This is a genomic window from Rhizobium sp. 21-4511-3d, assembly GCF_053522545.1.
The window spans coordinates 250618-273059 of sequence record NZ_JBNWCF010000001.1 but is presented as its reverse complement, the minus strand read 5'-3'; the positions used below and the strand labels follow the sequence as shown (position 1 = coordinate 273059).

The window sequence follows — 22442 nt, the reverse complement described above, 5'->3', positions numbered from 1 at the left end:
CCGCTTCAGAACGACCGGAAAAATGCACACTCCATTTTCTTGTTGCGAATGACTTGCATTATCATTCTAATCGGTCATAGTGCCAACATAAGCAACAGGTGGAAATGACATGGATGTTTTGAATCCGCAGAGAAAAGGCGGCTGGCGGTATGAACGCCAGGAAGCCTCGCTCTCCGACGTCTATCGCAGCGTCAATACGAGACGCGACGGATCGAAACTCCGCAGGATCGCCGCCTTTGCCGGCCCCGGCTACATGGTGGCCGTCGGCTACATGGATCCGGGCAACTGGGCGACGTCGCTCGCCGGCGGTTCGAAGTTCGGCTATGCGCTGCTGACGGTGGCGCTGCTTTCCAACCTGATGGCGATCGTGCTGCAGTCTCTCTGCGCTCGCCTCGCCATCGGTTCCGGCCGCGATCTGGCACAGGCCTGCCGCGATGCCTTTCCGAAGTGGGTTTCCGTTCCGCTCTGGGCCTTTGCGGAAATCGCCATCATCGCCACCGATATCGCCGAGGTGATCGGCACGGCGATCGGTCTGAACCTGATCTTCGGCGTGCCGCTGGAGCTCGGCGTGCTGATCACCGCGCTCGACGTTTTCCTCATCCTCTACCTGCAGAAGATGGGCTTCCGCTGGGTCGAGGCCTTCATCATCACCCTGCTCGGCGTCATCGCGCTCTGCTTCGGCGTGCAGATCCTGCTTGCCGATCCGCAATGGGGCGCGGTTCTCAAGGGCTTCTTCCCGACGACGGAGATCGTCACCAATCCGGAAATGCTCTACCTGGCGCTCGGCATTCTCGGCGCCACCGTCATGCCGCATAATCTCTACCTGCATTCCGGCATCGTGCAGACACGCGACTTCGGCCACACGCTGCCGGAAAAGCGCGAGGCGCTGACCTTTGCGACGATCGACTCGACGGTGGCGCTGTGTTTCGCGCTGCTGATCAACGCCTCGATCCTGATCCTGGCGGCAGCCGCCTTCAACGCCAATGGCCAGACCAATATCGTCGAGCTCGGCGAAGCGCACTCGCTGCTGGCGCCGCTGCTTGGCCTTGCCATCGCGCCGACGTTGTTCGGCATCGCGCTGCTCTGCTGCGGCCTGAATTCGACGGTGACGGCCACGCTTGCCGGCCAGATTGTCATGGAAGGCTTCATCAAGATGAAGGTCCAGCCATGGGTGCGCCGCCTGATCACCCGGGCGATCGCCATCATTCCGGCCGCCTTCGTCACCATCTGGTACGGCGATGCGGGGACGGCGGAACTGCTGATCCTGACGCAGGTCGTACTCAGCCTGCAGCTCTCCTTCGCCGTCTTCCCGCTGGTGATGTTCACCGCCAGCAAGGCGAAAATGGGCGAACTCGTCGCTCCCCGCTGGCTCTCGGCGATCGCCTATCTGATCGCCATCGTCATCGCCGGACTGAACATCAAACTGCTCTTCGACTTCGTGATCGGCTAAAGCCGCTCATAGGCCGCACGGCCATTGTTCAGATCGTCGACGAAGGGGGAGAACTTGTGGCTCCCCTCTTCGTGCATGATCAGCGGCGCGCGCAGCGACAGCCGTGCCCGCGAGCCCTTGACCGCCGTCAGCAGGATGCGCACGGCGTTTTCGCCCTGGCGGGGATGGATGGCGGTGATCTCGACGCCGCCGAAGCGGCGGCCGCAGGCGGCGATGATCTCGGCGATCGATTCCGGGCGGGCGATGAGCGACAGCTGGCCGCCGGGGATCATGATGGCGCCGGCGGTGCGGATCCAGCTTTCGAACAGCCCCTCGGTCATCGCATGCGCCTCCGCCTTCAGGGCATCCGGCGTCTTGCGGTCGCCTGAAGCGTTGAAGGGCGGGTTCATGATGACGTGGTGGAAGACCTCGTCGGGAAGGCCGGCATCGTTGCGCGCCTTGGCGGTCAGCGTCACATCGGCCTCGATTACCGAGACGCGCCCGGCCATGTGGGTATTTTCCGGCAGAGCGATGCTACGGCGGGCATAATCCGCCATCTCCGCCGAGCGCTCGAAGAGAACGGCTTCCGCCTTCGGCAGCCGCGAGGCGACGCCGAGCCCTGCCGCACCGGCGCCGGCGCCGAGATCGGCGACCTTGATGACCCTGTCATCCGCGACCAGAGCTGCGAGCAGCATGGCATCCATGCCCGACCGGTGCCCCCTGCCCTTCGGCTGGACGATGTGGAAGCCGCCGCGATGGAAAGCATCGATCGTTTCGGAAACCGGGCTCATCATAGGCTCACTTTTCCGCGCGCAGCTCGTCCGCCAGACCGGCATCGGTGAGGATACGGCGGGCCTGAACGGCGCGCTCGTCATCGACCAGCAGGCGGCGCGGCAGCATGCCAAGCGATCCCTCCAGAATGCTCATGCCCTGATCGGCTACGAAGCAGTGAATTCCGGCATCCTTTAACAGGCTCTGCGCAAACGAGAGCAGGACGGGATCGTTGGCACGGATAAGTTCATGCATTTGCGGTCAATTCCGTTTCAAATTTGCGCTACGCGACAATTCACCCCTTGCCGCTTCTGCCGCCCCTTTCTATTGTCAAATTCAAAGAGTGAACAGGAGTCCGGGTCGTTGGGCGTGGTCATACCGCTTGAAGAAAGCAAAAACAAACTGGCATCCGTCAAGCCGCTGGTCGATTTGACAAAGGCGGACATGGAGCGGGTCAACCAGCTTATCCTTTCGAAGGCCGGTTCCGACGTGCAGATGATCCCGGAGGTGGCCAACCACCTGATCTCCTCCGGCGGCAAGCGCCTGCGCCCGATGCTGACGCTCGCCTCGTCCTGTCTGTTCGGCTACAAGGGCGAGAACCACATCAAGCTCGCGACTTCGGTCGAGTTCATGCATACGGCCACGCTTCTGCATGACGACGTGGTCGATGAAAGCGATCTGCGCCGCGGCAAGTCCACGGCCCGCACCATCTGGGGCAACCAGGCCAGCGTCCTCGTCGGCGACTTCCTGCTCGGCCAGGCCTTCCGCATGATGGTCGATGTCGGCTCGCTCGACGCGCTCGACGTTCTCTCTTCGGCTGCCTGCGTCATCGCCGAGGGCGAGGTGCTGCAGCTTTCGGTCGCCAAGAACATGGAAACGACCGAAGACGACTATCTCTCGGTCATCCGCGCCAAGACGGCAGCGCTGTTTGCCGCTGCCGCCGAAGTCGGCCCTATCGTTGCCGATGCCGGCAAGTCCGGCCGCAACGCGATGAAGTCCTACGGCATGAATCTCGGCCTCGCCTTCCAGCTGGTCGACGATGCACTGGATTACGGCGGCAAGGCTGCCGATCTCGGCAAGAATGTCGGCGACGATTTCCGCGAAGGCAAGATCACGCTTCCCGTCATCCTCGCCTACCGCCGCGGCACGCAGGAAGAGCGTGCCTTCTGGCGCGATGCGATCGAGGGCGGCAACAGCAGCGATGCGAACCTTGAAAAGGCCCTCGGCCTGATCACCAAATACGGCACGCTGAACGATACGATCGCCCGGGCGGTCCACTATGGCACGATCGCGCGCGACGCCCTGGCGCCGCTTCCCGATACGGCCTGGAAATCGGCCATGATGGAAGTCATCGACTTCTGCATCGAGCGCGTGAACTAATCAAAGGTCTTTGATCGCGGGCTGATTTTGTTGCAGGGCCGCTTCAAAAAAGCCATCCTGTTGTGAATCAGTCATCGCAGCTGATTTCGCGGCCGGAGGTTTGCCGGCTGCATTGAAGAGAGGTTTTCTAATGCGGCAGAGATTTGCCATCCGTCTTCTTTCGAGCGCAGCCCTTGCCGCCGTTCTTTCCTTCGGCGCATTGACCGGCGCGCATGCGGAAGACGCGGCCAAGCCTGACGATGCCAGCAAGACCGTGATGTTCGACCCGGATACGGTTTCCACCTTCTCCGGCGCTTTCCTCGCTGCCCGCACCGCTGATGTCGACCACGACTACAAGACGGCGATCGAGCTCTACAAGAAGGCACTGCAGATCGAGCCGGGCAATCCTGAGATCCGCCAGCGCCTGATGATCTCGCTGCTGCTCAGCGGCGATTTCAAGGAAGGCGTCAAATACGCCAACGAGCTGAAACTGGACCCGAGCATCGAGCGCGTAACGACGGTCGTACGCTCGATGGATGCCGTCGGCCGCGGCGACTACAAGGGCGCCGAAGCGATTCTGAAATATGACGGTCCGAACGATCTCGACCGGATGATGAACGACCTGCTGTCGGCCTGGGCGCGTCTCGGCGCCGGACGTGGCAAGGAAGCCCTGGCAATGGTCGAGAAGATGAAGGGACCGGACTGGTTCCGCATCTTCCAGAACTACCATGCCGGCGCGATCGCCATCGTCAATGGCAATGTCGCCTCGGCCCGCAAGCATCTGAACGATGCCGTGCTCGACAAGGATGGCGGCGCCACGGCGCCCGATACCTTCATGCGCTCGATCATGGCGCTTGCCCGCCTCGAGGCATCGCAGGGCAACAAGCAGAAGGCGCTGGACGCAATCTCCGTCGGCGACAACCTGCTGCCGAACTACGCACCGCTGAAGGCGCTGCGCCAGAGCATCGAAAGCGGCGAGAAGCCGAAGCAGCAGGTCGAGAATGCCGCGCAGGGTGCGGCCGCCGTGCTGTTCTCCGTCGGCGCCGCGCTGAACCGGGATGGCGCCGAAGACATCGTCTCGCTCTACCTGCAGACCGCCAATGCGCTCGACCCCGACAGCGCCGATACGCTCGTCCTGCTCGGCGGCATCGCCGAGAAGCAGGAACAGATGGACCGCGCCATCGAGTTCTACCAGAAGGTTCCGGCGGATTCGCCGATGCGCCGCATCTCCGAACTGCAGCTCGGCCTGGCACTCGCCCAGGGCGGCAAGGTGGAAGAGGCCCGCAAGCATCTGCAGCAGCTGATCGCCTCCGACCCGAAGGATATCCGCAGCTACCTCGCCTATGGCAGCGTCCTTTCCGACGCCAAGGACTATCCGGCCATGGCCGAGAATTACGACAAGGCCGTCGAGGCGATCGGCTCGCTGCCGGGCCGCGCCGACTGGACCGTGTTCTTCCAGCGCGGCATTGCCTATGAGCGCCTGAAGAAGTGGGATCAGGCCGAGCCGAACTTCCGCAAGGCGCTGGAGCTCAATCCGGACCAGCCGCAGGTTCTGAACTATCTGGGCTATTCCTGGATCGACATGAACAAGAACCTCGACGAAGGCCTGACGATGATCAAGAAGGCCGTCGATCTCAGACCTGACGACGGCTACATCATCGATTCACTGGGCTGGGCCTACTACCGGCTCAACCGCTTCGACGATGCCGTTGCCGAGCTCGAAAAGGCCGCCGAAATCAAGGCCGGCGACGCGACGATCAACGATCACCTCGGCGATGCCTACTGGCATGTCGGCCGCAAGCTCGAGGCCGTCTATCAGTGGAACCGTGCGCTGAACTCGCAGCCCGAGGAAGCCGAGATCCCGAAGATCAAGGACAAGATCGCCAACGGCCTGAAGCCCGAGAACGACGAGGCCAAGTCTGCCGACAAGAAGCAGCCGGACCCGGCGCCGGTGACCCCGCCGCCCGTCGACAAGAAGTCCTGATAGCGAATGCCGGATGCGGAGAGCCGCCGTTTCACGGTGACTGAAGACGCGCCTGCGAAAATCAATCTGGCCCTGCATGTGACGGGCCAGAGAGACGATGGCTATCATCTGCTTGACATGCTGGTGACCTTCACCAGTCACTGCGACCGGCTGAGCTTCACCGCCGCCGATGCCGACGGCTTCACCATCGGCGGGCGTTTTGCCGCCGATCTCGGCGGCGACCCCGGCGGCAATCTCGTTCTCAAGGCACGCGATCTTTTGCGCCAGGCCGTGCTTGCCCAGGGCGGCCATGCGCCGGCGGTTTCCATCCATCTCGACAAGAACCTGCCGGTAGCCTCCGGGATCGGCGGCGGCTCGGCGGATGCGGCTGCGGCGCTGCGCGGGCTCCAGCGCTTCTGGAACGTGCGGGTGCCGGCCGATATACTTTCGGCGCTTGCGCTGCAGCTTGGCGCCGATGTGCCGATGTGCCTCGAAAGCCGTCCGCTGATTGCGCGCGGGATCGGCGAGGAGATCGAGCGGGTTGCGCTGCCGCGGCTCTTCCTGGTGCTCGCCAATCCGCTGAAGGGCGTGTCGACGCCGCAGATCTTTCGCGCGCTGGCAGAGAAGAACAACCGGCCGCTCAATCTTTCGACTGGCGACTGGATGCGGGTGATCGAGACCAATCGCAACGACCTCGAGCCGCCGGCGCGCAGCCTGACGCCCGAGATTGCCGAGATTTCGGCCCTGCTTGCCGGGAGCGGCGCCGATCTGGTGCGCATGTCCGGCTCCGGCGCCACCTGCTTCGGCCTCTTCCCTTCCCTGCAGGCGGCAGAGGCCGCCGCCCAACAGCTTCACAGCCAGCGGCCGGACTGGTATTTCCAGGCAACGGAAACTGTTTCGGGAGAGTGACATGCCTGGCATAGACGAGAACCGGCCGTTCATTCCCGTCGGCATCGCCGTGCTGACCGTCTCCGATACCCGCACGCTCCAGGACGACAAGTCGGGCGACACCCTCGCCGCCCGCATCGTTGAGGCCGGCCACAGACTAGTCGACCGCGCCATCGTGCGGGACGACAAGCAGGCGATCGCGGCGCGGGTGAAGACCTGGACGGAGACCGACGGCATCGACGTCGTCATCACCACCGGTGGGACCGGCTTTACCGGCCGTGATGTGACGCCGGAGGCGCTGGAGCCGCTGTTCGAGAAGCGCATGGACGGCTTCTCGGAAGTCTTCCACCGGATTTCCTACGACAAGATCGGCACCTCGACGATCCAGTCACGCGCCACGGCCGGCGTTGCCAACGCCACTTTCATCTTCGTGCTGCCCGGCTCGCCCGGCGCCTGCAAGGATGCCTGGGACGGGATCCTGAAGGCGCAGCTCGACTACCGGCACATGCCCTGCAATTTCGTGGAAATCATGCCGCGGCTCGACGAGCACCTGAAGCGCGGCGGCTGATTCTATCTGGCGGCCCGCGCCACCCAGGAAGGAATCAATTCACTGGAAAGTTGGCGCAGCTTCTGTCCCTTCGGGAATTCCGCCAGCCGCATGCCGCTCTTGGCCGAGGCGATCGCCTGCTTCTTGGGGACAAGATAGGCAAGCTCCAGCGGCGGCAAGGCACGGCCGACCCGCTGCAGGAACGGACGGCGATAGGCGCGCGAGGCGGTGAAGCGGGCGGGCAGTTTGTTCAGCGCCACATATTCGGCGATCTCGTCGATCCAGCCTGCCTGCGGGCGCGCACCCGGCTCGACGAAGAGCAGCCACTCGCCCCGCGCAGAGCGCAATATGTCCTTGATATCCCACTGCGAATGGAAACGGCAGCCGGCGGCATCCGCCACCCGAGAGGTGCCGTCGCGCGAGCCGTGATCAAGCACCACGACATCACTTACAAGCCCTTCGACCGCGCCCGCGACCAGCACCGATAAAGTCTGCGCCAGCTCAGGTTCCTGATCCTGGCACTCCAGAACAACCGTCAACATTGCCTATTTATAATGCGCCGCACAAAATTTTGCCAGCGCGACTTTCCTCATTTTGTTCTTGCATTGTTCTCATTTTCTGATTAGGAATTTAATCATCAAGAACGGGCGAAGGCAACGCCTCCGCTGCGGGAGAATCCGATGAACGAACAGTCCCTTGCAGGGCAGGCCGCATTCGCGCCTGCCAACACGGCAGATATTGCCGAAGCGCTGATCGCCCAATCCGGCCTGCGGGTGGATGGCGAGCGCCGCCGCGGACGTGGCGCCGGGCTTAACCCGAGCGGCAGGTTCGAGCCGCAAAGCCGCGAGACGTTCGACGACGGCTGGCAGACGCTGGAAGAGTTGCCGCCGTTCCGCACCGAAGTGCAAATCGAGAAGCCACGCACGGCGATCACCCGCAACGAGTCGCCCGACATTCCCTTCGACCGCTCGATCAACCCCTATCGCGGCTGCGAGCATGGCTGCATCTATTGCTTCGCGCGGCCGAGCCACGCCTATATGGGGCTGTCGGCCGGGCTCGATTTCGAGGCGAAGCTGTTTGCCAAGCCCGATGCCGCCAAGCTTCTGGAGCGCGAGCTTGCCAAGCCCGGCTACAAGCCGCGGGTGATCGCCATCGGCACCAATACCGATCCCTACCAGCCGATCGAGAAGGAATGGCGCATCATGCGGCAGATCCTCGAAGTGCTGAACAAGGCGAACCACCCGGTTTCGATCGTCACCAAGTCGGCGATGATCATGCGCGACATCGATATCCTCCAGGATATGGCCGCCAAGGGGCTGGTGCGCGCCTCGCTTTCGGTGACGACGCTCGACCGCAAGCTCGCCCGCACCATGGAGCCGCGCGCCTCGACGCCGCCGCGGCGGCTGGAGGCGATCCATGCGCTGAGCGAGGCCGGCATCCCGACCTCGGTGATGGCCGCACCCGTCATCCCGGCGCTGAACGACCACGAGCTGGAGCGCATTCTGGAGGCTTCGCATGCCGCCGGCGCGCGCGAGGCGGGTTACGTTCTGCTGCGCCTGCCGCTGGAAGTGTCGCCGCTCTTCCGCGACTGGCTGCTGCAGCATTATCCGGACCGCTACCGGCACGTCATGTCGCTGGTGCGCTCGATGCGCGGCGGCAAGGATTATGACGCCGAGTTCGGTAAGCGGATGAAGGGTGCCGGTCCCTACGCCTGGCAGATTTCCCGCCGCTTCGAGATGGCCACCAAGCGACTCGGCATGGTCAGACGCAGCATGCCGCTGCGCGACGATCTGTTCGTACCGCCGGATGGCAGCGGCGTGCAGCTGTCGCTGCTTTGAAGACTTCGCGCCCGCTGGCACGGGCGCGTGAGGAGCGTTTCGACCGGCTGGCGGGTATGCCGCCGGCAATGACGCAATACCCGCAGGCCGCCGCCGCCCTGGCTGCCTGCACACCGCGGATGGGTCCCCTGCCCCTTCGCGGCCCTAGCCCCCGGCCGCCGCCCTGTTCCGGGGGCTTGCAGGAAATCGGGTTGGCGTGCGAGGTTCAGCCGCATGAAACGTCGCACGCCACCCGATTCTCCTCTGCTTTTCGAAGACGTCCCGCTCACTCCGGATTTCAAGCTGGAGCTGAAGGCCCGCAAGGCGGGTCACTGGCCGGTCGCCGGTGCCGATGAGGCCGGACGCGGGCCACTCGCCGGTCCGGTCGTTGCCGCGGCCGTCATTCTCGACCCGAAGCGTATCCCCCAGGGACTGAACGATTCCAAGCAGCTGTCGGCGGCCAAGCGCGAGGAGCTGTTTTTACAGATCCTGGCAACGGCAACGGTGTCCATCGCCTCGTCGAGCGCGACGCGCATCGACGATACCGATATCCGCAAGGCGAGCCTCGACGCCATGCGCCGGGCCATCTGCGGCCTCTCCATTCCGGCGGCCTACGTTTTGACCGACGGCCTCGACGTGCCCCAGGGGCTCGATTGTCCCGGCCAGGCGGTGGTCAAGGGCGACGCCCGCTCCGTCTCCATCGCCGCCGCCTCGATCGTCGCGAAGGTCACCCGCGACCGGATGATGACCCGCGCCCACCTCGTCTTCCCCAACTACGGCTTCGCCGCCCATGCCGGCTACGGCACCGCGCAGCACCGTGCGGGGATCGAAGCGCACGGCCCCTGCCCGCTGCACCGTATGACGTTCCGGCCGTTGCGGAAGGACGGGGTGGTTGCGGTGACGGAGGAAATGTTGCGGGATTGAGGGGTGAGGTGGTTCCGCTTCTGCCGTTGCGCGCGGAGCCCCCTCATCCGCCCTTCGGGCACCTTCTCCCCGCTGGGGAGAAGGGGAAAGCCGCAGCGTCTCGACACACCCTCCGGCCCTTGGCTGGGGAAAGGGCGTACAGCTTGCGCCTCCTTCCCTTCTCCCCTCGGGGAGAAGGTGGCCCGATAGGGCCGGATGAGGGGGCTGCAAGTACCAGCCTTTAATGTTTCACACGTCCCCTATGGACCGCCCCTAGACGCTGCCTCGTGTGCCACCTCGCTCCAAGGCCGCCACCTCTCCTCCCTCATTCCTGTGCCCTTAGGGCTACGCCCACGGGATGTCACAGGAATCCAGTGCGCCCCAGTCCTGGGGCGCGAGAGACTCATTGGTGCGCTGGAAGTCGTCTCGTGTCATTCACGGCGCAGACGCGCCGTGGCTGGATTCCTGTGACAAGCACAGGAATGAGGGAGGTTGGGGAGGTCTCGGTGATCCGATTGACGGTCTGCGTTGGCTGCGCGGCATGAGGGGCCACTCCCACGGTGAACAACTGTCGCAGTAGATTGCGAGGCCACACCGCCACCACCACCCCAAAAACAAAAAGCCCCGCGCAATGGCGGGGCTTTTCAAACTCAATGTCCGAACCTCAGTTCAGGCGCGTCTTCACTTCGCCGACGGCAGCCTTGAAGAGGTCGGTCTGGACCTTGGCGTCCGCCTTCTTGGCGAGAACGGCTTCGGCTGCAGAGATCGCGAGGTCGACGGCGGCCGAGCGGACGGCCTTCATCGCATCGGCTTCCGCCTGCTTGATCTTCTGCTCGGAAAGCGCGGTGCGGTTGGCAACGAACTCTTCCGTCTTCTTCTTGGCTTCGGCGGTCAGCATGTCTGCTTCGCGCTCGGCAGCCGCGACGATGTTGGCAGCTTCGGCTTCGGCTTCCTTGCGCTTGCGCTGGTATTCGGCCAGCAGGTGCTGGGCCTCTTCGCGCAGGCGCTTGGCTTCCGCCAGTTCGTTGCGGATCTGATCGGCGCGGTCGTCGAGCGACTTCGCCATCATGCCGGGAACCTTGAGATAGACAACCAGTCCCAGGAAGAGGAACAGGCCGATCATCGCAAAGAATGTTGCGTCAAGTGCCATCGATCAAGCCTCCTTCTTGGCGGCTGCAACGGCAGCGGCAACGTCGGTCTTGGCAGCGGTGCCGCCGATCAGCTGTTCGACGACGGCGGTTGCCGTTTCTTCAGCGATCGTGCCAACGTCTGCGAATGCCTTCGCCTTGATATCGGCGATGCGGCCTTCGGCAGCCTTCAGCTTCTCAGCAAGGCTGGCTTCGACAGCGCGGCGATCGGCTTCGGCCTTGACCTTGGCGGCGTCACGAGCGGCGGAGCCGATCTGATTGGCCTTGGCGCGGGCTGCGGCGAGTTCGCCTTCATAGGTTGCGACTGCGGCGTCGGCTTCGGACTTGAGGCGGGCTGCCTCGTCCAGGTCCTGAGCGAGCCGGTTATGGCGCTGCTCGAGGATGCCGCCGATGCGCGGTGCGATGACCTTTTGCATGAGCACGAAGAAAACAGCGAACGTAATCACCAGCCAGAGAAGCTGGGATGCGTAGGTCGACGAATCGAACGGCGGGAAAACGCCGCCATGATGCTCGCCACCGGCAACGCCGGTTTCGGTATGGACCTCGCCAGCAGCCGGGGCGGCGTGCGGATCCGTACCAGTGGCTGCACCCGTTTCTGCCGTTCCCGCCGGAGCCTCTTCAGCATAGGCCGGGGTCACAAAAAACATGCTCACCTCCAGGTGTACTGCAAATGCAAAGGATCACGGCTTGCGGTCTGCAGGCCGTGATCCCTCAATCCACCGAAATTAAACGGCGAAGAGCAGGAGGAGAGCGACGAGCAGCGAGAAGATGCCCAGAGCTTCCGTAACGGCGAAGCCGAAAACCAGACGGCCGAACTGGCTGTCAGCGGCAGACGGGTTGCGCAGAGCGCCGGACAGGTAGCTGCCGAAGATGTTGCCGAGGCCGAGAGCCGTACCGGCCATACCAAAGCAAGCCAGACCTGCACCGATGAACTTTGCTGCTTCCGCTTCCATGTTGAACTCCTTTGAAATGGTTGTTGCGGCGAATGACTGACGCCCTTTGACGTCGATGTCGTTATCCTTAGTGCCCGCCAGGGTGGATCGCGTCGTTGAGGTACATGCAAGTCAGTACCGCGAAGACGTAAGCCTGGAGGAAGGCGACGAGGAACTCGAGACCGGTCAGGGCGACGGTCATGATGAGAGGAAGAATGGCACCGCCGATGCCGAGCGCGCCAAGGGCTCCGAGCGAGGCGACGAAGCCTGCGAACACCTTGAGCGTAATGTGACCGGCGAGCATGTTTGCGAAGAGACGAACCGAGAGCGAAATCGGACGGGACAGGAACGAAATGATTTCGATCGCCACGACCAGCGGCAGGAGAATGCCGGGAACGCCTTGGGGGACAAACACATTCAGGAAGTGGAAGCCGTGCTTATAGAAGCCGTAGACCAGAACCGTGCCGATGACGAGCAGCGCCAGGGCGAAGGTGACGATGATCTGGCTGGTGATGGTGAAGAAGTACGGGAACATGCCGAGCAGGTTTGCAGTCAGCACGAACATGAAGAGCGAGAAGACCAGCGGGAAGAACTTCATTCCCTTGGTGCCCGCGCCTTCCTTCAGCATCGAGGCGATGAATTCATAAGACATTTCAGCGACCGACTGCGAGCGGCCGGGAACGATCGCGCGGTTCGAGGTCGAGAAATACAGGAAGCCTGCGGCAACGGCAGCCGAAGCGACCATAAAGAGCGAAGCGTTGGTGAACGAGAAATCAATCCCGCCGACTTCGATCGGCACAATCTTCTGGATCAGGAACTGATGGGTCGGATCGTTAGACACCGCTTGTTCTCTCTTCTTTGGCCCGCGGGCGCGGGATCATTCATAATGAACGAGGCGCTGGCGCGCCCTGCCCTATTTGCTGCCGTTTCCGTTTCCAGGCTCCGGTTTTGCAACCTTGCCTGCGGCACGGAGAACATTCAAAACACCGGCACAAAATCCGAGAAGCAGAAGAATAATCAAACCCCAAGGCGCCGTGCCGACAAAACGGTCGAGGAGATAGCCCAGAAGCGCGCCGACAATGATAGCGGAGATGAATTCGCTCGAAAGCTTCATCGCCTGGGCATAGCCTTTACGGCTTTCCTCGGCGCGGGCCTCGCTCGCCTGTTCCTCTCTCGCCTCTACACGCTTTGCCTTGAGCTCTGCTCCCAGCTGCGTGCGGCGCCTGTCCAGACTTTCTTCCCGGTCATCCGACATGGTTCCTCCTCCTACATCCCTATCCGCAATCCCGCTACCCCGGTCCCGCGGACGTCAGAGACATGGAATATAGAACCTTTCGGCCCGTTCTGAAGTCGCGCGCAACATAGTTTTAGGGATTGGTATAGTCAAGGCATAGGGCGCCCGTGCCCGGACATAAAATAATCGTTTTATATCAGGCACTTGATCTCAATCTCGGCCGCTTGGCAAAATTCGAGCGGGAGAATCAGCTTTATAGCCGGTGGAAGCTGCAGAGAATCCACAGATTAGCGGCGCTCAGCTCCAGCCGCCGCCATAGGTGCGGTAGAAGACGTGCAGGCCGATGCGGCCGACCTTCTCCATGGTCTTGGCCCATTTCGGGCGGACATAGACCGCATGATAATGCGTGGCGGAGCCGACCTGCGGCAGCCAGATCTTGCCGGCCGTCACCGCCATCGCCACTTCGCGGGCCATGCGCCAGTGATATTGCGAGTTCACGCGGTCCTTGATGTTGTCGCAGGCAAAGGAGAACTGGCAGCGGTTGCGCCAGTCCTCGTTCTGATAGACGACGCCGCAGATGGTTTTCGGATAGGCCGGGTTGCGAACGCGGTTGAGGATGACCTGGGCAACGGCTGCCTGCCCCTTCACCGATTCTCCACGGGCCTCGAAATAGATGCCGGACGCGAGACATTGCTGCTCAGCGGCGGAAAACACCGTTGGCGGAAGAACGCTTGCTGCCCAGGCATGATCCCTGGCGCCGATCTGCGGCACGAAGCGGCCGTCATTGGCGCCCTTGTCGGCAAGAATCGAATCGAAAGGAGACTGGCGTGAGTAGTCGGGTGCGGCAGGCGCATAGGCCGTCGCCAGCACATCCGGCTTGTTGTTGTTGACGAGATCGGCAAGGAAGGTCGGCACCACGGTTTCCGGCTTGATCGGCTCCTTCTTATAGAAGGCCATGGCGATCTCGATTTCCTTGCCCTTGATCTTCGGCTTCACGAAGGCCGACTTGTCCTTGAGGTTGAAGGTCGGCTGGAAGAGCAATCTGGTGCGCTGGAGAATAGAGCCGGCGGTGAAATCCTTCGGCGGCTGCATCTTCTCGACGGCGACGATGCGGCCCTTCTTCAGGCTGCGGTTGACGCGCTCTTCATCGGTCGTGTCCTCATGCCCCTTCCCTTCGGCGACGAAAGCGACCTTGCGGCCATCGGGCAGAACCATGCCGGCACCGGCGGCGACCGTGCCCGTCACGATCGGGTCTGCGAAGGTGAGCTCGGCCTGGTGGATGGAGCCGGCCGGCGAATTGGTCATGACCATGCGCCAGTTCTCGCGGCTCTCATCGAGGCCGGCGAGCATGGCGGCGAGATCCGCATGCGAGACAATGGAAGGGAATGCGAGCCACCCGCAGATGCCGAAGATGGCGGGTGAGACCCAGTTTTTGGGCACAATACGCAGCTTGCCGAGGGAAACGCTCTTTCGACGCAACGCCAGACTCCGGGAACACGGGACGCATGAACTTTGTATCGAAAATCTCTCATTAACCTTGATGGTTGGTTAATTTGCCGTCCCAGAATCTCCCATGAGCATTTTTTCATATAGCAAAACGCAAAAAGCCCGGCGCGATGGCCGGGCTTTGAAAGATGTCTTTGCGTCGTGTCAGATGATGACGTGCGATCCGAGCTCGACCACACGGTTGGCCGGCAGGCGGAAATAGTCCGACGGGTTGGCGGCCGCATTGGCGAGTGCGATATAGAGACGGTCCTGCCAGTAAGGCATGCCCGACTTCGCATCCGGCACCAGCTTGCGGCGGCCGAGATAGAAGGAGGTCGACATGATGTCGAACTTCAGCCCTGTCTTGCGGAGAGTGGCCAGCGCCTGCGAGACGTTCTGCGTCTCCATGAAGCCGAACTGCAGCTCGACGCGCGAGAAGCGCTCGGAGATCGGCTCGACCTTGTAGCGGTCGATGCTCGGAACGCGCGGCTTGTTGACGGTGCGGATCGTCAGGATGACGTTCTTGTCGTGCAGAACGTGATTATGCTTCAGATTGTGAAGCAGTGCAGCGGGCGCGGATTCCGGATCGCTGGTCAGGAAGATCGCGGTACCCGGAACATGGGCCGGCGAGTGATCGCTCTTGCGCTCGATCGAGCTGACGAAGGAGGCCAGCGGAATATCCGTGTGGCGGGTCTTCTCGGTCAGGATCGCGGTACCGCGGCGCCAAGTCCACATGATGACGATGAAGGCGCTGGCGATCAGGATCGGGATGTAACCGCCATCGTGGATCTTGAGCAGGTTGGCGCCGAGGAAGATCAGCTCCAGCGCCAGCAGCGGCAGAAGCACGATCGAGGTAACCAGGATCGACCAGTTCCAGCGAGTGCGCACGAACTCGAAGGCCATGATGGTGGTGACGACCATCGCGCCGGTAACCGAGATGCCATAGGCCGTTGCCAGCGCATCCGAGGTCTTGAAGGTGATCACCAGGAACATGACGCCGAGGAAGAGGATGGCGTTGACCGACGGCAGGAAGATCTGCCCGGTATTGGTTTCCGAGGTGAAGAGGATTTCCATGCGCGGCAGGAAACCAAGGTTGATCGCCTGGCGCACCAGCGAGAAGGCGCCGGTGATGACGGCCTGGCTGGCGATGATGGTGGCGCAGGTGGCGAGCACCACGCCGAAGGGCAGCGCCCATTTCGGGAACATCAGATAGAAGGGATCGGACATCGCTTCCGGATTGCCGAGCACGAGCGCGCCCTGGCCGAGATAGTTCAGCGTCAGCGCCGGGAAGACGAGCGCGAACCAGGCCCACTGGATCGGACGGCGGCCGAAATGGCCGAGGTCGGCGTAAAGCGCTTCGGCACCGGTGATCGTCAGGAACACGGCGCCGAGCACGACGATGCCGTAGAAGCCTTCGTTCAGCAGGAAGCTGACGGCATAATAGGGATTGAAGGCGGCGAGAATGCCGTAGTCGTCGGAGATATGCGACAGGCCGACGACGGCCATGACGATGAACCACAGCGCGGTAATCGGGCCGAAGAAGCGGGCCATCGTGCCGGTTCCGCGTGACTGGAAGGCGAAGAGGCCGACGAGGATCGCCACCGAGATCGGCACGATATAGGGCGAGGCATTCGGCGCCACGAGCTTGATACCTTCGACCGCCGACAGAACCGACAGCGCCGGCGTGATCATCGCGTCGCCGAGGAAGAGCGCCGCACCCGTCAGGCCGAGGGCGACGAGGATCGCGGTGTGGCCGTTGGCGGTCTTCATCAGCAAGGCGAGCAGCGACAGCGTGCCGCCTTCGCCTTCGTTGTCGGCGCGCAGCAGCAGCAGCACGTATTTGATGGTGACGATGATGGTCAGCGCCCAGATCATCAGCGAAATGAGGCTGATGACTTCAAAGCGGGTGAGACCGTCCTGGGCCACCGGCTTCAGCGCTTCGCGGAAGGCGTAAAGCGGGCTGGTACCGATATCTCCATAGACGACGCCAACGGAGCCGAGCGCAAGATAGAAGAGCTTGCGTGGCGTCATGTTGCTGTCGTGCGAATGACTTTCGTCGGACATGAAGTAACAAACAGGCTCCTCAGAGCCAGCCTTTCCAGCGGAAAAAGAAAAACGGAATGACGGCGGAGATGACCATCAGGGCCAGCGAATAGGGATAGCCCGCCGCGAAATGCAATTCCGGCATGAATTCAAAATTCATACCATAGATGGATGCGACAAGCGTCGGCGGCAAGAACACCACCGATGCGATCGAGAAGATCTTGATGATCGAGTTCTGTTCGATGTTGATCAGGCCGAGCGAAGCATCGAGCAGGAAGGTGATATTGCCGGCAATGAAGGATGCGTGCTCGTTCAGCGACTGGATATCGCGCGACACGGTGCGGCAGAGTTCCTTGGTGGCCTGGTCCTGCTGCACGGCCGGCAGCGCATAGAAGAAGCTCGACAGACGCGACAGCGACGCGAGGCTGTCGCGCACCTTGCTGACCAGCCGGTGATGGGCGGCGATGTCGCGGAGCTTCTCTTCCAGATAGTTCGACGGCTTGCGGACCTTCTTGGCGCGATCGCCGAAGACATGTGTCGAGAGAATATCGATACGGGAGACCGAAAGCTCGAGGATCTCGGCCGTGCGGTCGACGATGGTCTCGAGCAGCTTGGCAAGCAGGGAAGCGCCGTTGCGCCACTGCTCGGGCACGCGATGCAGGGCGGCGATGAACAGCTTGAAGGATTTCGGGTGGGCGTAGCGGATGGTGATCAGCTTGTTGCCGGCTAGGATGAAGGCGACATCCGTCAGCGTCGGAGAGGATGTATCGGCCTGCCAGACGAGCGAGGCGGTCATGAACACGGCGTCGTCCTCGGTATAGAGACGGGCCGACGGTTCGATGTCCTTGAGGTCGTCACGGGTCGGCACTTCGATGCCGATCACTTTTTCGACGTAGAGCTCTTCCTCGCGCGTCGGCTCGACCATGTCGATCCAGACGACGTCATCCGGAAATGCGGCGGTCTGCGACAGATCGCCAATCTCGACGGATTTGCAATTGGAGCAATAGGCGGTGATCAACGGGCCGGTCTCCAGCCGCGTTCGCGCCTTGCCATGATCGCCATCATCGCACGCCCTTCCATTACGCGGCCGCCGATATGGCAGCGCCTGCCCTGTAGCCTAACGGAACCGGATAAGAAAAGTTCATACCACTCCGGCTGCGTCCGGCCATTTTCCGGATGCGCATTGTGCTCAACCGCATCGCAGTCACCAATCCTTCAACCGACAAGTCAACTCCGAACATGCAGGCTGGCCGGGAACCCTGGGGCAAAAGGCGGCCGTCATCGAGCATCTGCAGAAGCCGCCCTCATGGCGACGGCGGGGCATATGACGGAAAGCGGTGAAATAATCAAGACGTGTTACGTGAACTGCGCGGTTTCACCACATTTCCCCCGCAATTTGGGGTATGCGGCGCGCGCTCACCAAACCGCGTCTGTCCTATTCGAAGACAATGGCCGGGGCAGCGCGCTGCGGCTGGCCGCCGACTTCCGCCCAGACCTTCGCAGCGATCTCCTTATAGATACCGGCGACGATGCCGTTCGGCTCGGAGGCGACGAGCGGGGTGCCGGCATCCGAGGTTTCGCGGATGTTCATGGTCAGCGGCACTTCGCCGAGGAAGGGCACGCCGATGCGCTCGGCTTCCTTGCGGGCGCCGCCATGACCGAAGATGTCGTAGCGGGTGCCGGTATCGGGAGCGATGAAGTAGCTCATGTTCTCGACGATGCCGAGAACCGGGACTTCCACCTTGCGGAACATGTTGAGGCCCTTGCGGGCGTCGATCAGCGCCAGGTCCTGCGGCGTCGAGACGATGACGGCGCCGGCGAGCGGCACCTGCTGGGCCATGGTCAGCTGCGCGTCGCCGGTGCCGGGGGGCATGTCGACGACGAGAACGTCGAGATCGCCCCAGGCGACTTCGCGCAGCATCTGCATCAGCGCCGACTGGACCATCGGGCCACGCCAGATCATCGCGGTCTCCTCATCGACGAGGAAGCCCATCGACATGACCTTCAGGCCGTAATTTTCCATCGGGTTGATGATGCGGCCATCGATCTGCGTCGGGCGGCCGGAGATCTTCAGGAGCCGCGGCATGGACGGGCCGTAGATATCGGCATCGAGGATGCCGACCTTCAGGCCGTTGGCGAGAAGGCCGAGCGCCAGATTGACGGCGGTGGTCGACTTGCCGACGCCGCCCTTGCCGGAGGCGACGGCGATGATGGCGCCGATGCCGGGAACGCCGATCTTGCCGGAGCGCGGCTGCTGGGTCTGCGGGGCGTGCGAATGGGAATGGCCGTGGTGATCGTGGCCGGCATGCGATGCGGCGGCTGGACGGGCGGCGGGAGCCGATGCCGAGGCGGCCTTCTTGTCCGCCGTCAGCGCCACCAGCGCGCCCTTGACGCCCGGCATTTCCTTGATGACGCGCTCGGCGGCCTGGCGCAGCGGCTCAAGCTCCTTTGCCCGTTCGGCAGGCACTGTGATCGAGAAATAGACCTTGCCGTCGGAGATGAAGACATCCGACACCATGCCGAGCTCGACAATATTATGTTCGAGATCGGGACCGCGCACGGTCTTCAGCGTTTCGAGAACCTGTTCCTTGGTGACCTCAGTCATGCATTCCTCACGCGTATCTTTGTGACACGTAGATAGTGGAGGGCTGCGCCTTCGCCAAACGAAATCAGCATTGAGGGAAACGGAAATCGCGCAATCGAATTCCGTTGCGGCCATCTGGTCCGCCAGGCTTTCGCCTCGATGGCCGCAACGGTCTCCCCGAAAACCAAAGCGATCAGACCCACCTAGCGCAATGGCCCAAAATGACCAGAGCCTAAAGCACACTAATAATTGGGGGGCGGCGATGATCCCGAACCTGCCGTCACAAAAAAGCAACAGCCGCCGCCAACGACCGGATGCATGAGGAAACGCATCGACAGTGCTGGACGGCGGCTGGCCGAAACGGCGCCATTTTTGGCGCTCTTTTCAAAGTCCCCTCTGGACCTCTGCCAAATAAGAAGCAAGGTGCATGCCAAGTGCCACGCTTGGCTTTGCCGATACACGGCTGTATGGCCAGCGGAACCGAAACGGACGACGACGATGGAACTGCCGAGACAATTGCGCGAACGGGTGGAAGCGATGCTGGAGGGCCAGCCGCTGGATGCGCTGAAGCGCGCCTCGGCGCGGCTTTCGAGCCGCTACCGGCAGGAGCTTCGCGACGGCAGCTTCCATATCAGCGATCAGCTGGCGGCGCAGGCCTATCTCGCGGCCCGGCTGCCTGCCACCTATGCCGCGATCCGCGCGGCGATGGAGATGATCGCCGAGGTGCGGCCCGGCTTCGAGCCGCGCCAACTCATCGATGTCGGCGCCGGTCCGGGCTCGGCACTCTGGGCGGCCGCCGACTGCTGGCCCGATATCGAGCATGCGACGATGGTGGAAGCAAGCGACGCGATCCGGCAGACCGGGAAAAGCCTTTCCGAAGGCATGGAGGTCGTGTCCACCTGGCTGGATGGCAATCTTATCAAGGCCTTGCCTGACATCGCTCCCGCCGATCTCGTGACCCTCGCCTATGTGCTGGACGAGATCGAGCCGCATCAGATCGCCGCATCGATCGGCAAGCTCTGGACGCTGACATCGGATACGCTGCTGATCATCGAGCCGGGGACGCCGGCGGGATGGGAGCGGATTCTGGCGGCCCGCGACGTGCTACTGTCGAAGGGCGCGCATATCGTGGCGCCCTGCCCGCATGCCAAGGACTGTCCGATCGTGGCGCCCGACTGGTGCCACTTCTCGCGGCGCGTCGCGCGCTCGAAAATCCACCGGCTGGTCAAGGATGCGGACGTGCCGTGGGAAGACGAGAAGTATATTTTCATCGCCGCCAGCCGCGTCCCCTCGCCTCTGCCCGAGGCACGCGTCATTGCGCCGCCGCAGGGTTCGGGTAGCGTCATCCGGCTGAAACTCTGCCGCGAGGATGGCAGCGCGGCCGAGCAGATTTATTCGAAGAGAGACGGCGCCGCCTTCAAATGGGCCCGCCGCGCGGATTGGGGCGATGCCCGGGAAAAGGACAGCGGCTGATCCGGCTGCCCATCTTTGAGACGCGCTGCCGATTTTTTCGGCAGCTTACTTGATCAGGCCGATGCGCAGCGCCTTGGCGACCGCCTGGGTGCGGTTGACCGTATCGAGCTTCTTCGTCGCCCGGTTCAGATAGTGGTTCACCGTATGCTCGGAGAGGCCGAGGATGTCGGCGATTTCGGCGCTGGTCTTGCCGGCGGCCGTCCAGTTGAGGCAATCGACTTCGCGATCGGTGAGCGTATCGGTCAGCCGGTTGTCGAGATTGCGGATCTCGGCCAGCCGGTCGAAGACGTGGATGGCGATATAGGAGAGATTGCGCATCTCTTCGGGCGTATAGGGCTCGCGATCTCCGGCAAAGGAGACGGCGCCGCGCAGGCCCGAAGGCTCGTGCGTCGGGAAATAGGCGCAGCGCACCATGCGGAAACGCTCGAAAAGCCCAGCGACCATCGCCGACTTGCCGTCGTCGCGGACCCAGCCCTTGGAGGTGTCATGGAAGAAGGGCAGAGACGAGGTACGCAGGCGGCGCAGCACCGGGCTGTTCATCATCAGCCCTTCCTGATCGTACAGCGACAGAAGTTCTGCCGGCCAGCTGGTAATGACGGTCGTGCTCTGCAGTTCGAAGGAGGTAATCGGCGGCAGGTTGAGGACCATGAAGGCGCGGCTGCCGAAAGCATCCGTCACGCGCTTCATGAAACGGAAGATATCGAACTGGGTCTTCAGACCCGCTATCTCCTGGACGTATTCATCCGTCTGATCGGATGCTTGAGACAAGGCCATCTATTCTTCATCTTCCCGAGCTTGCGGTTCAGATCAACTGCGCTGCTAAATTGCTAAACCTATTGAAAAAATATGGTCTCCCGGCCTTAAAATGCACGGCCGGTCGAAGCTTGTATCTCTTTTGCGAGTTATCGCAGTTGGTGTGATTCGCCACCAAATCTCAATATGGTCCTCATCATAAGCATGCTCTTCTTTTGCGTCCACCCGATGAAGCCATCACGCCCGCGTTACCGGCGCGGACCGAGACGGATGCGCATGCCTTCCATGATGCTTTCGGCCGCCGCGCGGACGGGGCCGGCCCATTCGGAAAGCCGCTCCATCGTCAGCCGGTAGGCGGGGCCGGTGATCGAGACGCCGCCGACCAGACTGTGATCGGCCGTCCAGATCGGCGCGGCGACGCAGCGGATGCCCTGCTCGTGCTCCTCCCGGTCGAAGGCGCAGCCCTCGCTGCGGATATCAGCGAGCTCGGCGAGCAGGCTTTCGGCTGAAGCCAGCGTGTGTTCGGTGAAGCGCTGGAACGGGATGGCGGCCGCAAGCGCGGCAACGGTAGCGTCCGGGAGCACCGATAGCGCCGCCTTGCCGACGCCGGTGCAATAGACCGGCGAGGCATTGCCGATCTGCGAATACATGCGGACGGATTGCTGGCCTTCCACCTTGTCGAGATAGATGATCGAGGTGCCGCGCAGCACGCCGAGATGGACGGTCTCGCCGCTCATCGCCTGCAGGGCGCGCAGATTCGGCTCGGCGATCAGGCGGAATTCGTTCTTCGCCCAGCTGCGGGCGGCGAGATCGAGCAGTCGCAGTCCCGGCGAGTAGCGGCCGTCGGCATCGAGCTCCAGCAGCCCCTCCTCCACCAGATGCCCGAGCTGGCGGTGCAGCGTGCCGCGCGGCTGGCCCGCCTGCGCCAAAATGTCCGTGAAGCGCAGCGGCCTCTCGGCATGGGTCACCAGATCGAGCAGAACCATCAGCTTGCCGAGGGTTCCGGTGTCGTTTTCGCCTTCCGTGCCTTTTCGCGGAGCCATCGATCGCCTACCGTTGTGACCGCCTGCGGTCTTGACAGAGAGGCCAGCGTAAATCGATAATTCCACATAG

General features: G+C 62.6%; 22 protein-coding genes. 8 read left to right on the top strand and 14 right to left on the bottom strand.

Going from position 1 to position 22442, the window contains the following annotated elements; translation table 11 throughout:
• Nucleotides 1-109: 109 nt before the first annotated feature.
• Nucleotides 110-1450: an Nramp family divalent metal transporter gene (locus ACQZ5H_RS01495; RefSeq protein ID WP_112719102.1), complete on the top strand. Its 1341-nt coding sequence runs from the start codon at nucleotides 110-112 to the stop codon at nucleotides 1448-1450.
• Here the strand turns inward: ACQZ5H_RS01495 and ACQZ5H_RS01490 are convergent.
• The gene (locus tag ACQZ5H_RS01490; protein WP_449096531.1) at nucleotides 1447-2223 is read right to left on the bottom strand and encodes a tRNA1(Val) (adenine(37)-N6)-methyltransferase; all 777 of its coding nucleotides are present in this window, start codon (nucleotides 2221-2223) and stop codon (nucleotides 1447-1449) included. The two genes, ACQZ5H_RS01495 and ACQZ5H_RS01490, sit on opposite strands and share 4 nt — an antisense overlap.
• Before the next feature lie 4 nt (nucleotides 2224-2227).
• Nucleotides 2228-2455, bottom strand: coding sequence for a putative signal transducing protein (locus ACQZ5H_RS01485; RefSeq protein ID WP_112719104.1), 228 nt, complete (start codon nucleotides 2453-2455; stop codon nucleotides 2228-2230).
• Nucleotides 2456-2563: 108 nt separating this feature from the next.
• Here ACQZ5H_RS01485 and ACQZ5H_RS01480 point away from each other — a divergent pair, with 108 nt between their 5' ends.
• The 4 genes from ACQZ5H_RS01480 to moaB all read left to right on the top strand — a co-directional run bounded on the left by ACQZ5H_RS01480 (nucleotide 2564) and on the right by moaB (nucleotide 6978).
• A complete protein-coding gene (locus tag ACQZ5H_RS01480; protein WP_112719105.1) occupies nucleotides 2564-3580 on the top strand; it encodes a polyprenyl synthetase family protein in 1017 nt (338 codons plus the stop codon).
• 130 nt (nucleotides 3581-3710) lie between these two features.
• On the top strand, nucleotides 3711-5543 hold the full coding sequence (locus ACQZ5H_RS01475; protein ID WP_112719106.1) for a tetratricopeptide repeat protein: 1833 nt from the start codon (nucleotides 3711-3713) through the stop codon (nucleotides 5541-5543).
• Nucleotides 5544-5549: 6 nt separating this feature from the next.
• Entirely contained in the window at nucleotides 5550-6431 is an 882-nt protein-coding gene (locus ACQZ5H_RS01470) for a 4-(cytidine 5'-diphospho)-2-C-methyl-D-erythritol kinase (RefSeq protein WP_449096530.1), read from the top strand.
• Nucleotide 6432: 1 nt separating this feature from the next.
• Complete coding sequence (gene moaB, locus ACQZ5H_RS01465; RefSeq protein ID WP_449096529.1) at nucleotides 6433-6978, top strand: molybdenum cofactor biosynthesis protein B; 546 nt, start codon at nucleotides 6433-6435, stop codon at nucleotides 6976-6978.
• A gap of 2 nt (nucleotides 6979-6980) precedes the next feature.
• Here the strand turns inward: moaB and ACQZ5H_RS01460 are convergent, their stop codons facing one another.
• Complete coding sequence (locus ACQZ5H_RS01460) at nucleotides 6981-7499, bottom strand: glycosyltransferase family protein (RefSeq protein WP_130278694.1); 519 nt, start codon at nucleotides 7497-7499, stop codon at nucleotides 6981-6983.
• 138 nt (nucleotides 7500-7637) lie between these two features.
• On the opposite strand from ACQZ5H_RS01460, the gene ACQZ5H_RS01455 reads away from it, so the two are divergent.
• Both ACQZ5H_RS01455 and ACQZ5H_RS01450 read left to right on the top strand, forming a co-directional pair.
• On the top strand, nucleotides 7638-8795 hold the full coding sequence (locus tag ACQZ5H_RS01455; protein ID WP_449096528.1) for a PA0069 family radical SAM protein: 1158 nt from the start codon (nucleotides 7638-7640) through the stop codon (nucleotides 8793-8795).
• Nucleotides 8796-9008: 213 nt separating this feature from the next.
• A complete protein-coding gene (locus ACQZ5H_RS01450) occupies nucleotides 9009-9698 on the top strand; it encodes a ribonuclease HII (protein WP_449096527.1) in 690 nt (229 codons plus the stop codon).
• Between the two features lie 643 nt (nucleotides 9699-10341).
• On the opposite strand, the gene ACQZ5H_RS01445 is transcribed toward ACQZ5H_RS01450, so the two are convergent.
• The 9 genes from ACQZ5H_RS01445 to apbC all read right to left on the bottom strand — a co-directional run bounded on the left by ACQZ5H_RS01445 (nucleotide 10342) and on the right by apbC (nucleotide 19124).
• The gene (locus ACQZ5H_RS01445) at nucleotides 10342-10827 is read right to left on the bottom strand and encodes a F0F1 ATP synthase subunit B (RefSeq protein WP_112719112.1); all 486 of its coding nucleotides are present in this window, start codon (nucleotides 10825-10827) and stop codon (nucleotides 10342-10344) included.
• Nucleotides 10828-10830: 3 nt separating this feature from the next.
• Nucleotides 10831-11472 (bottom strand): F0F1 ATP synthase subunit B, encoded by a 642-nt coding sequence (locus ACQZ5H_RS01440; RefSeq protein WP_112719113.1) that lies wholly within the window; start codon nucleotides 11470-11472, stop codon nucleotides 10831-10833.
• A 78-nt stretch (nucleotides 11473-11550) separates the two neighbouring features.
• Complete coding sequence (locus tag ACQZ5H_RS01435) at nucleotides 11551-11778, bottom strand: F0F1 ATP synthase subunit C (RefSeq protein ID WP_003588243.1); 228 nt, start codon at nucleotides 11776-11778, stop codon at nucleotides 11551-11553.
• A 67-nt stretch (nucleotides 11779-11845) separates the two neighbouring features.
• Nucleotides 11846-12598 carry a F0F1 ATP synthase subunit A gene (locus ACQZ5H_RS01430; RefSeq protein WP_112719114.1) on the bottom strand — a complete coding sequence of 251 codons (753 nt, stop codon included), beginning with the start codon at nucleotides 12596-12598 and terminating at the stop codon, nucleotides 11846-11848.
• A gap of 72 nt (nucleotides 12599-12670) precedes the next feature.
• The gene (locus tag ACQZ5H_RS01425) at nucleotides 12671-13012 is read right to left on the bottom strand and encodes an AtpZ/AtpI family protein (RefSeq protein ID WP_112719115.1); all 342 of its coding nucleotides are present in this window, start codon (nucleotides 13010-13012) and stop codon (nucleotides 12671-12673) included.
• 276 nt (nucleotides 13013-13288) lie between these two features.
• Nucleotides 13289-14470, bottom strand: coding sequence for a cell wall hydrolase (locus ACQZ5H_RS01420; RefSeq protein ID WP_449096526.1), 1182 nt, complete (start codon nucleotides 14468-14470; stop codon nucleotides 13289-13291).
• A 171-nt stretch (nucleotides 14471-14641) separates the two neighbouring features.
• Entirely contained in the window at nucleotides 14642-16540 is a 1899-nt protein-coding gene (locus ACQZ5H_RS01415; RefSeq protein ID WP_130278699.1) for a potassium transporter Kup, read from the bottom strand.
• 19 nt (nucleotides 16541-16559) lie between these two features.
• Nucleotides 16560-17537: a magnesium transporter CorA family protein gene (locus ACQZ5H_RS01410; protein WP_203429297.1), complete on the bottom strand. Its 978-nt coding sequence runs from the start codon at nucleotides 17535-17537 to the stop codon at nucleotides 16560-16562.
• Nucleotides 17538-17954: 417 nt separating this feature from the next.
• A complete protein-coding gene (apbC, locus tag ACQZ5H_RS01405; RefSeq protein ID WP_112719119.1) occupies nucleotides 17955-19124 on the bottom strand; it encodes an iron-sulfur cluster carrier protein ApbC in 1170 nt (389 codons plus the stop codon).
• Between the two features lie 477 nt (nucleotides 19125-19601).
• Between apbC and ACQZ5H_RS01400 the strand changes: the two genes are divergently transcribed.
• The gene (locus ACQZ5H_RS01400; RefSeq protein WP_449096525.1) at nucleotides 19602-20576 is read left to right on the top strand and encodes a small ribosomal subunit Rsm22 family protein; all 975 of its coding nucleotides are present in this window, start codon (nucleotides 19602-19604) and stop codon (nucleotides 20574-20576) included.
• A 45-nt stretch (nucleotides 20577-20621) separates the two neighbouring features.
• Here ACQZ5H_RS01400 and ACQZ5H_RS01395 read toward each other — a convergent pair whose 3' ends face one another.
• A complete protein-coding gene (locus tag ACQZ5H_RS01395) occupies nucleotides 20622-21350 on the bottom strand; it encodes a helix-turn-helix transcriptional regulator (RefSeq protein ID WP_112719121.1) in 729 nt (242 codons plus the stop codon).
• Between the two features lie 227 nt (nucleotides 21351-21577).
• Nucleotides 21578-22372, bottom strand: a complete 795-nt coding sequence (locus ACQZ5H_RS01390) for an IclR family transcriptional regulator (RefSeq protein WP_449096524.1) — start codon at nucleotides 22370-22372, stop codon at nucleotides 21578-21580.
• Between the last annotated feature and the right edge of the window lie 70 nt (nucleotides 22373-22442).

Bases quoted from the DNA above. Each gene is read 5' to 3' on its own strand.
- ACQZ5H_RS01495 (WP_112719102.1), top strand. From the start codon at position 110: ATGGATGTTTTGAATCCGCAGAGAAAAGGCGGCTGGCGGTATGAACGC.
- ACQZ5H_RS01490 (WP_449096531.1), bottom strand. From the start codon at position 2,223: ATGATGAGCCCGGTTTCCGAAACGATCGATGCTTTCCATCGCGGCGGC.
- ACQZ5H_RS01485 (WP_112719104.1), bottom strand. From the start codon at position 2,455: ATGCATGAACTTATCCGTGCCAACGATCCCGTCCTGCTCTCGTTTGCG.
- ACQZ5H_RS01475 (WP_112719106.1), top strand. From the start codon at position 3,711: ATGCGGCAGAGATTTGCCATCCGTCTTCTTTCGAGCGCAGCCCTTGCC.
- ACQZ5H_RS01470 (WP_449096530.1), top strand. From the start codon at position 5,550: ATGCCGGATGCGGAGAGCCGCCGTTTCACGGTGACTGAAGACGCGCCT.
- moaB (WP_449096529.1), top strand. From the start codon at position 6,433: ATGCCTGGCATAGACGAGAACCGGCCGTTCATTCCCGTCGGCATCGCC.
- ACQZ5H_RS01460 (WP_130278694.1), bottom strand. From the start codon at position 7,499: ATGTTGACGGTTGTTCTGGAGTGCCAGGATCAGGAACCTGAGCTGGCG.
- ACQZ5H_RS01455 (WP_449096528.1), top strand. From the start codon at position 7,638: ATGAACGAACAGTCCCTTGCAGGGCAGGCCGCATTCGCGCCTGCCAAC.
- ACQZ5H_RS01450 (WP_449096527.1), top strand. From the start codon at position 9,009: ATGAAACGTCGCACGCCACCCGATTCTCCTCTGCTTTTCGAAGACGTC.
- ACQZ5H_RS01445 (WP_112719112.1), bottom strand. From the start codon at position 10,827: ATGGCACTTGACGCAACATTCTTTGCGATGATCGGCCTGTTCCTCTTC.
- ACQZ5H_RS01440 (WP_112719113.1), bottom strand. From the start codon at position 11,472: ATGTTTTTTGTGACCCCGGCCTATGCTGAAGAGGCTCCGGCGGGAACG.
- ACQZ5H_RS01435 (WP_003588243.1), bottom strand. From the start codon at position 11,778: ATGGAAGCGGAAGCAGCAAAGTTCATCGGTGCAGGTCTGGCTTGCTTT.
- ACQZ5H_RS01425 (WP_112719115.1), bottom strand. From the start codon at position 13,012: ATGTCGGATGACCGGGAAGAAAGTCTGGACAGGCGCCGCACGCAGCTG.
- ACQZ5H_RS01415 (WP_130278699.1), bottom strand. From the start codon at position 16,540: ATGTCCGACGAAAGTCATTCGCACGACAGCAACATGACGCCACGCAAG.
- apbC (WP_112719119.1), bottom strand. From the start codon at position 19,124: ATGACTGAGGTCACCAAGGAACAGGTTCTCGAAACGCTGAAGACCGTG.
- ACQZ5H_RS01400 (WP_449096525.1), top strand. From the start codon at position 19,602: ATGGAACTGCCGAGACAATTGCGCGAACGGGTGGAAGCGATGCTGGAG.
- ACQZ5H_RS01395 (WP_112719121.1), bottom strand. From the start codon at position 21,350: ATGGCCTTGTCTCAAGCATCCGATCAGACGGATGAATACGTCCAGGAG.
- ACQZ5H_RS01390 (WP_449096524.1), bottom strand. From the start codon at position 22,372: ATGGCTCCGCGAAAAGGCACGGAAGGCGAAAACGACACCGGAACCCTC.